The sequence below is a fragment of the Chitinophaga sp. genome, assembly GCF_035564935.1.
Taxonomy (GTDB): Bacteria; Bacteroidota; Bacteroidia; order Chitinophagales; family Chitinophagaceae; genus Chitinophaga.
Genome location: NZ_DATMTE010000318.1, coordinates 1 through 11,799, shown reverse-complemented (window position 1 = coordinate 11,799; position 11,799 = coordinate 1). Strand labels below are relative to the sequence as shown.

Genomic DNA, 11,799 nt, shown 5'->3' with positions numbered 1-11,799 from the left:
AATCATTTACCAGCTATGGAAATCTTATGACTCCTTTCAGCATCAGAGCCGTTTCTCTACCTGGATGTACAGGGTGGCGCTGAATACCGCCCTGGTGTTCTTCAAAAAGGAAAAAAGAAAAATGAGCGTTACAAACACTGTTCCTGAGCACATTGCCATGGAAGAAAATGTAACAGCCGCCAAAGAGTTGCAGCTGTCGCACTTTTACAGGGCTGTACAAAAGCTGGAAAGATTAGAGAAGGCACTCGTTTTTCTTCATCTCGAAAATTATTCCCATAAAGAAATCGGGGAAAACCTGGGTATCTCCGAAGGAAACGCAAGAATTAAACTCAGCAGGGCAAAAGACAAATTAAAAGAACTCATTAAAAAACAAGGCTATGAATTTTGATGATATACAATCCGCATGGAATAACGATAACGAGGGTGATAAAGTAGTGGTTCCTTCCAGCGTTGATCAGTTGAAAACGTTGCAGCTGCCGGTGGAAAAACTTCGGAAAACAATGCAGCTGGAGTTTTTTGCACAACTTGCCTGCCTGGCGCTCACCGCTTTTTTACCAGTACTTTTCCCGCTGAATACAGTGATGATCATCCCTTTTTATGCCGTATACCTGGTAGTAATAGCTATCTCTGTTCAGTATTATTATAAGTTCAGAACTTTTTATAAAAGTCTTGGTACAAATACGCTTAGCTCAAAGGACAATTTATATGCTTTATATTATGAGGCGAAGCTGAATATTGAAGTGTATAAGGCCTATACCTATATGCTGTGTCCTTTTGCGATGGTTATTGGTGTGATGTATGCGGTGAGCAATAAAAGCAGCGATATTGCTACTTTATTGGCGAAGGCCATTGATCACAAAGGATTTGCTCTCGTAGTAGCGGTAGCATTTGTGGTCCTGATACTGTTTGTAATCACTATTATGGAAGCCTGGATCAAAGAAACTTATGGAAAATATATGTTGCAGATAGGAAAAGTGCTGGAACAATTTAAGGAAAACGAATAGCGCGGATGTTGCCTGAGTCAGACAACATCCGCGTCGGACAAATGCGGTTCATTTATCAGCAATGCTATTTTATTATTGCTTTATAATCCTCGCAGCCCATCCGCCACCAACGTTCATCACTACAGGTATTTTTGAATGATTATTTACGGTGATCTCTTCCATTTTGTAATCCTGTGCATTCCTGTCGGCGTTAATACCATCTTTCCAGATATGCATGGTATAGTTGCCTTCCGGCAGGAAAGAGCAATCCAGCGTTAGGGTGCGCGGTGTGAAGTTAGTCATGCCGCCTACGTACCAGTCGCCCGTGGTTGCCTTGCGGGCGGTAAGTATATAATTGCCCACGCTGGCCTGCAGGGCAATAGTGGTATCCCATACGCTGGGAACCGCCTGCAGGAACTGCATACATTCCGGTTCTTTGTAATAGTGGGTAGGGTTATCGGCCAGCATTTGCAGCGGGCTTTCATATACTACATACATGGCCAGCTGGTGGCAACGGGTACCGATACTCATTGGATTACTGAAATGAGGCGCCCAGTCTCTCTTTTGTGCATTCAGCATGGCGCCGGGCGTATAATCTGCCGGTCCTGCGGCCATACGGATAAACGGGAAGGTAACATTGTGATCCGGTGCAATGGATTTGCTTTGATCGCCTTTACTTTGTTCCATTCCGTATACGCCTTCAAAGGAAATAACGTTGGGGTATGTACGCTGCAACCCTGCAGGTTTATGCGCGCCGTGAAAGTCGACCAGCATTTTATGTGCAGCAGCGGCTTTCGCTACGCGTTCATAATATTGTACCATTTGCTGGTCGTCGCGCTGCATGAAATCAACTTTGATTCCTTTGATATGCCATTTGGCAAAGAGGTCCATGGCTGCATCCAGCTGCTGATCCAGCGCCAGCCAGGTTGTCCACAGGATGATGCCCACATTTTTGGACGCCGCATAGCGCGATAATTCCTCCATATCAATGTCCGGTACCGTTTTCAGGAGATTGCGTGTATCGCTCCAGCCTTCGTCCAGCACTACGTATTCCAGTTTGTATTTAGCGGCGAAGTCGATGTAGTATTTGTACGTGGCCGTATTGACGCCCGCACGGAAATCTACCTGGTAAATATTATTATCATTCCACCAGTCCCAGATGGCCTTACCAGGCTTCACCCAGCTATAGTCGCCCGCAGAGGGCTCCGCCAGTTGATAGGGTAGTTCATTTACCAGCAGGTCTTTGTCTTCCGGTGCAATCATCACAATACGCCAGGGGAGCTGGGAGGGGCCATCTTTTTTGGCGATAAAGTTTTCCCTGCTCACTACTTCTTCATCGCGGTCTGAAGTGATTTTTTTATCAATAGGGTAATGAGGAAATACCGCTTCCACTGTGCTGCTGCCATTGCCTTGCAGCCACATGCCGGCATAGTTCAGCAGGGCCGTTTCTGTGATCAGTATTTTAGTGCCATTTATGCTGAACAGTGCAGGGAGACTGGCCAGGCTTTGCTGACCGCGGATATTATCTACTGTCAGCTTTTTATAAAGACGTTCGTTATGAGAAAAGAACCCGCTTTCTACCGGGTACCAGGCGCTGTCTTTCGGCTGGAAGCCAAAACCAGCCTGTTCATTCACTACCTGCCAGTTGCCTTTGTTGCTGATAAGCCAGCGCCATGCAATACCATTATTGTATGCCCGCCACTGCAGCGAGGTATGGTTTTTAAAATTGATCTGCAACTGGGCATAATGGTCTTCGATAAACGTGCTTTTTTGTTTTACCACCGGTTGAAGCGTTTGTGCTACCGACGATGTTTTGGTACCAGCCACTCTCCATTTGCCACCGGGATTAACAGAGGTGGCTACATTAATGGTGGCAGGTTGGAGTAGCGGCTTCCCGTTGTACAACAAGGAGTACTGTATACTATCTTTTACGGATATACGTACAGTTGTTTTGCCATCGGGCGAGTGCAGGTTATAGTCCTGCGCTGCTGCTGCTATGCCCGCTGTGGTGGCTATGCAGGCAAGTATCCATCCTTTCAGATTCATTATTTCGGTTTTAAAATTGTATATAATTTACCGGGTCCGACCGGGTATCATTTGCTCTGGAAAGAGGGGTTAAATTAATCGTTATTTTATAAAGTTTACATGATAAATTACAGGTGGTATTTATTCACACGATAGTTAACCGGTTATTTTTATACCTGTTTCCAGGTAGCGGTATATCCCGTTTAACAGCTGCCAGGATTTTTTAACACCGATAATACTTGCTTGCTGTCTGCAATTTTTTTTTGAGGAAGATGATGTTGTTAGGATGTTTCGCGGATAGGAACTATATCACAAAGCCGCTTTCAGACCCGTTGTTTTTTCGCTAGATAAGTTGACCCCTGGTGTGGTTATTCCCGTGGATAGCGAAGCTGGTAACGGATATAGCTAAGGGATTCAGATCAAAGCAGTGTTACTTTACAGCCGGAATGTTTTTCACAGGAAGATAGAAACATGAAAAGTAACGGCAGAAATGAGTGCCGGGAGGGATACAGGCAGGTACTTACAATGCTAAACATTAGGGGTCCTGTTTATGTCACTTAACGGCAGAGCTCTTTTGTTTCATTGCATGGTGGTGTTATTTTTTTGTTTGAGAGTGATTGGAATTGTGGCACTTGTTGTATATTAGTTCCTGATTATAGAACCATGTCTATCTGTTGTTGCGTGTTTTAACCCATTAATAACAACAGCAGGTATTAATTCCAAATTTTTGAAGTAGTTATCCAATATCATTCCTGTAGTGTTAAAAAGATAACAACCATATTTAAAACCGTAAAAGCTGCGAAATGTCATTGTATACGCACACCTCATTTACTATTGGTGATCATCAGTTTACTTCTTTTCATTCCCTTGCCTTGCATCAAACCATCCATGGCCATCATAGTTTTGAAATCATGATCGGGTACGACTGGCTCACAAAACTGGGAAAAGGGTTGTTTAATGCCGGTAAGGAATTTCTGGGCAAGGAAATATCTATCTCTGTAAAACCTGTTGAATCAAATGCCGTATACAAGCCGCTGAATTTTAACGGTATCGTTGATGGTATTAGCATGGGAAAAGAAAGTGATGGTACACACGGCTTTTGTGTGATCAAGGGACATAGCGTTACTATCCTGCTGGAAGATGATGAAAGCATAGCATGTTATGAGCAGAAAAATTTGTCGGCCATAGTAACTGAAGCCCTGAAAGGATGCGGACCTTACGCCAAATCACCTGCAGTAGATCCGGCGCATTCAGATACGCTGAAGTATATTGTACAGTATAAAGAAACTACTTACCGGTTTATAGAGCGGCTTGCGGCCCGTTTTGGGGAGTGGTTTTTTTATGATGGAGAAAAGGTGATCTTTGGAAATTACCGGCCCCAGAAAACAACGCTTACACACCAGGTAGACCTGATCGGGTTTAACCTTGATCTTACCGTGAAATCCAATAACAGCCGCCTGCATGGATATGATTACCGGCAAAACCAGGCGGTAAGCAACGATACCCTGTCTGTACCGTCCGGCAACACCGACGTATATACGAGTCATCTGAAAGAAGTGAGTGAACGCCTTTATAAAAAAACATCCCAGTATAAACTGAACCAGTCATTTGGTACTGGCGCAAAATCGCAGCTGGACAAGTACACGCAGGCGCAGAAAAAAGGACGGCTTTCTCAGATGGCAGTGCTCAAAGGCACCAGTCAGCAGAGCGCACTGCGTATCGGGGATATCATTACCGTGAACGAATCGGTACTTTCCAATGAACATCATGGCGAGTTTGTGGTAACACAGCTTGTGCACTACTGCACGGAAAACGGTTTGTATAAAAATACGTTTGAAGCTATCCCGGCTGCCGCCGCCATGCCGGTGGTAGACCTGTATAGCACCCCTTTCTGTGAAGCGCAAAGCGCTGTAGTAACAGATAATAACGACCCTAAAGGATTGGGCCGCGTACGGGTAAAATTCCAATGGCAGCAACAGGGATCCACTCCCTGGTTACGGTTAGTGTCCCCGCATGGAGGTGCTGATAAAGGGTTTTACTTTATACCGGAAACGGGGGAAGAAGTATGGGTAGATTTCGAAGGCGGTAATCCCGAAGTGCCGGTGGTACTTGGCACCGTGTATAACGGGAACGCCAAAACGGGGTTCGGTGATGCGCAGAATAACCTGAAGGTGATCAAAACCCGCAGCGGCCACCTGATCCAGCTGGATGATACAGACGGTGCAGAAAGTATTACCATCACAGACAAATCCGGGAATATTGTAACGATGGATACCAGCGCCCAAAGCATCAACATCGCTGCTATGGAAAATATTACGATCAACGCAAAAAACATCAGCTTTACGGCAAAAGAAAACATACAGGTGAGCGCCGGTAAAAACCTGTCGCAAACCGCGGTGAAAGATTTCAGCCTGCTCGCTGCCAATATTAAGGAGGTAGCCGATGATACGCTTCAGCGCACTGCTAAAAGCATTGAGAAAACAGCGGAGAAAGTAAGCATGAACAGCACCAAGGAAAATATTGAAATGCATAGCGCCAAGCAGATCGTGAATAAAAGCGGCGACAAAGCGAAAATGTTTTAACTCCACATAACCAACCACAGATGGGAAGTATCATCTCAATAGCAAAATCAATTGTTGAAAGTTCTGAGCTGTCAACCACCTATGCTACCAACGGAGATATCAGTTTAAATGCCGCCAGCCAGGTGAAATTACGGAGCACAGAAAAAATTATTTATGACAAGTATAAAGCCCCGGAAACAAAAGAGAAGGAGCTGAAAAAATTCCTGGTACACTTCAGGCGCCCGGCAGGGTACAAAGGAGAGTATGGATTCGACTGGCTAAGGGATGAATATATTTACGCCATCAATTACATTGAACGCGACAATAATAACCAACCCTGCAACAGCATTGTACCACTGGTAAGCGATGTAGCTGCAGCAAAAAGCGAATACCTGAAAGACGTGAAGAACCCTGTAAAGCCATATGGCGTGGACTATTATCCCGCGTGGCTTTCACTGTTCCCATACACCACTTCGCAACAGTTTAAGTATGGTTCTTCCATGAATAAAGATGGCGCCCGGCTGGATCTCGAACTGGAAGAAATAGAAGAAGTGATCAGTGATGGTACGGAGATCATCTTCGAATCAAAAAATCCAAATCTCAAAATCACCCCGCAGAAAATAAATATTGCCGCAGTAATGGGAAGCGGATTGCAAACCCGCTACCGGCCAGGCGGTGTAAAAGTTAAATACTATACGCTGAAAGGAGCTGTGAACGTGGTAAATGCCAATGCCCCGCTGCAACAGCATGAGGAAATAAAAGTATTTGCAAAGCTGGGCAACAAAAAAGAAGAAGTGGGTAAGCTGATGGTGTATAACAATCACATCATTCCAAAAATGGAGCTGATCCTGGTGAAAGTTGGTACACAGGCCAACAGCGTTCCTTCCATCGATCAGCAGCTGGTAAAAGACCTGGAATACCAGTTCAAAAGAGCTTCCTATAACCAGGCGCTCATCCGGGCTGAACTTAAAACAGACACTATTTTCGAAACAGGGGTACTGCCTTTTACCGATAGCACCGTTACCAGTTACTGGAACAATGTATTGGGAGGATCTGCATCGTTTAATGAACAACAGTTTCTCGAAGATGTTATTAAACTGTATGAAAGATACGGGCAGCACAAACCCAATGGTGGCCGTATTAATGCCGATGCCAATAAACGGACCTATATTTTTCTCACGGATCTGCCCGCAAACTTTAATGGGCTCACTGCCGCCGATAACGGAGATGTGATCAAAGAATTTGTATGGGGAAATGCCTTTGTGGTATTCCTCAGCGGGCTGAAACAACGGCGTACGCTGTTGCATGAAGCGGGTCACTCCCTGGGACTTCAGCATACATTCAGCGCAGGAGCGCCTATGGCCGGACTTAAACCGCCTCCTTATACGTTTTACCAGGGGCATACCGATAATATCATGGATTATACCTGGCAAACAAACGGGAACCTGAACCCCTATAATGCCAAAGACAACATGCGTTCTTTCTTCAAATTCCAGTGGGATATTATGAGACAGGACCGGAGCTTAATTTTAAATTATTAGTATGCGCGGCAGTTTGCTTACCCTTTTATTGATACTAACGGTAACGGATATACTACCGGCACAAACAAAGTCCACATCCACACAGGTGGCCTGGGTGCATTTTGGCGTTTTTTCCAACGGCATCCGTGTGAAATACCGCATTACATCTGCTGCCCTGGAACGCTACTGGCTGGATACCACCGGTGTGAAAATTGATTCATCTGTACAACAGTTATCTGCTGCACAATGGCAGCAGAATCGTTTTATACTGGACTCCATCCCGTCCCTGCTGCTAACCGCCGGCACTACCACGTATAGCTGGGGATGCCTCTATTGTGGCGAGCAGCCCGTAGTAATAATGGATATCGGGTTCGCTGACAACAGACCTGGTTTTTCGTACCAGATAGATGCGGATACCAGCCGTATTCCTGCGGGTATCAGGAGTTACGTAATAAATGTAAGAAAGGCAGTTGCACAGCTGATTACGGAAGGAAGAAAAAAACAGTAGCCATACCGATATGAATAATCGTTCTTTCCGGTTTAACCCGGTACATCTCAGCAGAACTTACGGTGTTACCTATGTTATTCAGTTGGCAGGCACAGAACAGGTGATCAGCTATGAAATAACAGTTAATTGTTCTAAAAGATTGCCCGGTGACATGTTCCTGTTTGAAATCAATAAAGGACAGGTATATATCAACAACCAGGCGCCTGAAAAGATGATCGATAAACTTGCAGAACAATGCGGAAAAGTATTGTATCCATTGCAGATAAGGGTAAACAGTGCCGGGCAGTTTACCGGTATCGCCAACCAGGCGCAGATAGCGGCTGCCTGGGAAGGTGTAAAACCTGCACTGCAGCAATATTATACAGGGGAAATTACCGAGCAGATCATATCCTATATGGATCTTGCAGTAAGCAGTGAACCGCATATTTACCAGTCGCTGTGCCGCGATTGGTTTATGGCGCTTTATTTTGCGGACCTGTACCAGCCCGGTAGCGATATTATGAAGCGTGAGCTTACCGCAGCATTGCCGGTAATGCCATATACAACACCGGTGTTGTTTAACGTTACCCAGCAACCGGTGCAGCATAATACAGCGAGTGGCAGCCTTGTATTGCAACAGAAGGGGAATTGCAGTGATCCGCGTAGTGTGGAAGATATCACGGCAGGAAAGGAAATTCCGTTATCGCGACAGTTGCAGGGTATTCACACACCTTTAAAAGGACAAGCGGAGATTAGTTATAAACTATATCAAACAGATTATTCCATTAATGCTATAACCGGGGAATGCAGCTTGGCGCTTGCACCCGGTCAGGATAAAAAAGTAACATTCACTATTTATCATTTACGGGAGAAAGATAAAACGCAGGCGCCGGTTGTATCGGTACTGCTGGCGGAACAGGAGCCGGTCGGCAAAAGGAAAAAGCGTTTTTCTTTCTTTTTCAATCGCGGAGAAAATTAAAAGGCTATGAGTGAAAAACATCTGGTTTGCCAGGGCGCCCTTTGTAAGTGTCAGTTTGGTACCACCCCCGATAAGCTGAAAGTGAAGAGCCAGCAGGTACATTATATCAACGATAAAGACGGCGCTGAAAAGCCGTTGGCGAATACTAAGGATATTGGTCAGCCGTTTGAAGCCAATACATTTGGTAGTTGCAGTAAAAAGAATAATAATCCCTGTACACCATCTGTTACTGAATGGAGCGGGTTTTATGATAAGGTAGTATTACCGGGAGATGCCTACATTTTACTGGAAGACAGCAAAGGGACCTGTGCTACTGGTGGAAAAGACTGTATCTCCATCACTTTTCACGGGCAAACAGCCGATATGACAAAGAAAGATGCAGAGAAGGCCGATAAAGAAGTACAAACACATCTGAACCCCATGATGGATGTACAAAAAGTAGAAGAAGATTTATTTCTGATCCGGTTTCCACAGGGACAACCGTTTTAAAAATAGTTGCCATGTCTGATAATAAAAAGCTGGTAGTCACCATCCCGGCAGCAAAAGGATCGGTGGATGTAAAAACGTCTACTGCCGTATTGAATGAAGCCGGAACAGTGCGGGCGGAGATGAAGCGTATCACTACCATGGTAGAAAAGGCACCGGCGCCCGTAAAGGTCACCATTCCCATGAAAGCGCCGGAGGGCGACAAAACGCCTTATCGCTGGATCTGGTCCATGTTGCGCACGCTTACATTCAAGAAAACAGATGTAAACGACACACTGAAAGGACCATTGGTATATCCGAACTTTCCAAAAATTGTGGAAGGCGGCGGACTGGGTTGGCTGGAACCTGTGCTGGAAGGACAGGAGCCAACTAACTCGGCAGCGCATGGCTACTTCGTTGCAGCGCGCGGAAAGCCTGCGATCCTTTCGGCGGAATGGAGAGAGTTTGCTGCTAACAACGATGGCAAAATAATTACCGGCAGCAGCAAAAAGTTCAGGGAAAGTGTGCAGCTGCATATCTATACCCGCGCCATGTACGGGCAGGAATTAAGGATCTTCCTGATGGACAATGATACCGCCAGTGCCGACGATGATCTGCCACCCTGGGAACGGACCGCCGGAGTAGCCCAAATAGAAAAAGGAAAGGAAACCCCCGACGATGCCATCAAGTATTTTACAAGGCAAGTGAAAATAATGCCTATCCTGCAGGACGAAACTACCCGCGGAGAGGCTTTGCAGGTAAGCGATTACGTGGTAAAAGATAAGTCAGGGAAAGATATGAAAGTAGCCGCAGGCGCTATCCACTACCAGGCTTTTGTGCAGAAAATAGTGGTAGACGTTTTCCTGGACGATCTCTGGAAGCCGGGTGCAGGCGAAGTGCTGGAAATATATCCTATTATAAAAACACGAGATGGCAAGATCACTAAAACTTTATCGAAGTGTTTTCTCAGCGTAAAGGAAGATCCCGCGGTAAAGGAATCTCCCCTGATGTACGGCGGTAACAAACCGGTGCTGGCAGGTGATATTCCAACAAATACAAGAAAGTTCCAACCGTGTAAGTATGGCATGATCACCGTGGAAGACAAAGACGGCGTGCAAACCATATTTGATGAAAATGTGCTCGATTTCAAGCCCCCGGAAAATCTTACCTATAACATAGTAGCCGGAAGTGAAACGGCTAAGAAAACTATTAAGCTCAGTGTACAAAGCCTGGTAACGCATGAAGATGAATGTACCGCAACGCCTAAGCACAAAGATCATGTAATTGACATAAGCAGTTTTGGCGCCAAGGGATATAAGAAAGAAGATCCTAAAGCTGGCGTAAAACGTGAACCGGAGAAGGAAAGCGCCGCCAAGGGGAAGTTCGAAATAAAGGCCAATAATTATAAATTCAAAAGGGATACCAATGCTTCTTTTTCCGGTGTAATAAAAGTATCTGATGAAGAGCTGGAGTTTGATGCACAGTATAAATATTCCTTCTTTGATGAAAATAATCATATCCTTTTCCAACGGATATTGGGCTACTTATGGATTCCCGAAGCACAGGCCGACCATTTCCCGGTAACCATCCAAACCTGCCGCTGGAAGCATGTTATCGATTTTGCTGTGTACCCCGATATCAAGTGGACGGCGGCGCTGGCATTTAACATGGAGAAAGCCGACTTTGATGCGCTGAAAACCAAGTTCGCAGAAGCTAATAATGGTAAAGGGATCAAGAATGCCCTGCAGCGTTTTACCATGAACCGCCTGGAAAACGTGGAAAAAATAGGAGAAGCAGCGAAAGGGCGCTGGAGCAAACCCACGCCCACGCTCGACCGGCATAATGAAGAACTGGGAACAGAGATTGGCGAAATGTTTGCGCTGCCCAAAGATAAAAAAGCTCCGCCAACGCCCGTTAAATCTAAAGGTAAGTTTGCAGAGCTGCTGGAACTGCTGAAAGAATTTGATTTTTCCATCAAGGTAGAATGGAATAATGATACCGAGAGTGTGGATCCCATTGAGGATATGATTGCCAAATACTACAACGTATTAAAGGCGGGGTGGAACCTGATAAAGGAATTTAGGAACATCATCCATGGCGACCATACTACCAAAGCAGATACCGCCGGTGATGATGGCAAAGATCCCGATGAGTTTATCAATAAAAACAAAGCAAATCCTGATAAGAACATCCAGGGCCTCATTCAACGCATGCAGCGCAAGCCGTTTGAATATGAGCTGCAATTTCCCAAGCTGGGCCTGGCCGCTTCCTGGTATTACGAAACTATGCCGCCTGAAAATGGCGACAGCAAACTATGGGGAGCCGGAAGAACCGTATTGGTAAAACTGGATGCCAAACCGCTGGTGGGCATTGATCTGAAATGGGATTTCCTGGAACTGCTTTGCCGCAGACACCCGATTGCCTACGCTATTCTGAAAGCAGTGGATGCCCTCCTGTATATATGTGCGGACGACGACAGCAAAGTGGATATCAGCGTCACCATTTCCGGTAAAATAGACCTGGAGGCCACTTTTAAACACAATACGGTAGGAGGGAATGTGTTCACCCGGGCAAAAGGTGCTTCTGAAAAGAAAGAAGACCTGATAAAAGGCGGGGCTGCAGTATCGGTGAAGCTGGAATGCAAGCTGTATCTTAGTAAATCTGCCACTGCGTTTAAGGTGAAAGTTGTAGTGGCGCTGGGGATAGGGCTGGAAGGAAGCTCCGGCCTGGGATTACAGGCCAGGATTGGTTCTGATGCCGCGGGGTTATTTGTAGGATT

The 11,799-nt window shown here is 45.6% G+C and carries 9 protein-coding genes; 8 read left to right on the top strand and 1 reads right to left on the bottom strand.

Annotated features, from left to right (window positions below; translation table 11 throughout):
- Window positions 1–388: RNA polymerase sigma factor (locus VN105_RS08575; protein ID WP_325639867.1), on the top strand; the 388-nt coding region annotated here is incomplete at its 5' end.
- Complete coding sequence (locus VN105_RS08570) at window positions 378–1,004, top strand: hypothetical protein (RefSeq protein WP_325639865.1); 627 nt, start codon at window positions 378–380, stop codon at window positions 1,002–1,004. The genes VN105_RS08575 and VN105_RS08570, both read left to right, overlap by 11 nt.
- Before the next feature lie 72 nt (window positions 1,005–1,076).
- On the opposite strand, the gene VN105_RS08565 is transcribed toward VN105_RS08570, so the two are convergent.
- Complete coding sequence (locus tag VN105_RS08565; protein WP_325639863.1) at window positions 1,077–3,029, bottom strand: glycoside hydrolase family 97 protein; 1,953 nt, start codon at window positions 3,027–3,029, stop codon at window positions 1,077–1,079.
- 782 nt (window positions 3,030–3,811) lie between these two features.
- On the opposite strand from VN105_RS08565, the gene VN105_RS08560 reads away from it, so the two are divergent.
- The 6 genes from VN105_RS08560 to VN105_RS08535 form a co-directional block, all read left to right on the top strand.
- Window positions 3,812–5,590 carry a type VI secretion system Vgr family protein gene (locus tag VN105_RS08560; RefSeq protein WP_325639861.1) on the top strand — a complete coding sequence of 593 codons (1,779 nt, stop codon included), beginning with the start codon at window positions 3,812–3,814 and terminating at the stop codon, window positions 5,588–5,590.
- 20 nt (window positions 5,591–5,610) lie between these two features.
- Window positions 5,611–7,110 carry a zinc-dependent metalloprotease gene (locus tag VN105_RS08555; protein WP_325639859.1) on the top strand — a complete coding sequence of 500 codons (1,500 nt, stop codon included), beginning with the start codon at window positions 5,611–5,613 and terminating at the stop codon, window positions 7,108–7,110.
- Window position 7,111: 1 nt separating this feature from the next.
- A complete protein-coding gene (locus VN105_RS08550; protein WP_325639857.1) occupies window positions 7,112–7,597 on the top strand; it encodes a hypothetical protein in 486 nt (161 codons plus the stop codon).
- 10 nt (window positions 7,598–7,607) lie between these two features.
- Complete coding sequence (locus VN105_RS08545) at window positions 7,608–8,555, top strand: hypothetical protein (protein ID WP_325639855.1); 948 nt, start codon at window positions 7,608–7,610, stop codon at window positions 8,553–8,555.
- Between the two features lie 6 nt (window positions 8,556–8,561).
- On the top strand, window positions 8,562–9,044 hold the full coding sequence (locus VN105_RS08540; RefSeq protein WP_325639853.1) for a DUF4280 domain-containing protein: 483 nt from the start codon (window positions 8,562–8,564) through the stop codon (window positions 9,042–9,044).
- Window positions 9,045–9,055: 11 nt separating this feature from the next.
- Window positions 9,056–11,799: hypothetical protein (locus tag VN105_RS08535; RefSeq protein ID WP_325639851.1), on the top strand; the 2,744-nt coding region annotated here is incomplete at its 3' end.

Coding starts and splice junctions, on each gene's coding strand:
- VN105_RS08570 (WP_325639865.1), top strand. CDS start 378: ATGAATTTTGATGATATACAATCCGCATGGAATAACGATAACGAGGGT.
- VN105_RS08565 (WP_325639863.1), bottom strand. CDS start 3,029: ATGAATCTGAAAGGATGGATACTTGCCTGCATAGCCACCACAGCGGGC.
- VN105_RS08560 (WP_325639861.1), top strand. CDS start 3,812: ATGTCATTGTATACGCACACCTCATTTACTATTGGTGATCATCAGTTT.
- VN105_RS08555 (WP_325639859.1), top strand. CDS start 5,611: ATGGGAAGTATCATCTCAATAGCAAAATCAATTGTTGAAAGTTCTGAG.
- VN105_RS08550 (WP_325639857.1), top strand. CDS start 7,112: ATGCGCGGCAGTTTGCTTACCCTTTTATTGATACTAACGGTAACGGAT.
- VN105_RS08545 (WP_325639855.1), top strand. CDS start 7,608: ATGAATAATCGTTCTTTCCGGTTTAACCCGGTACATCTCAGCAGAACT.
- VN105_RS08540 (WP_325639853.1), top strand. CDS start 8,562: ATGAGTGAAAAACATCTGGTTTGCCAGGGCGCCCTTTGTAAGTGTCAG.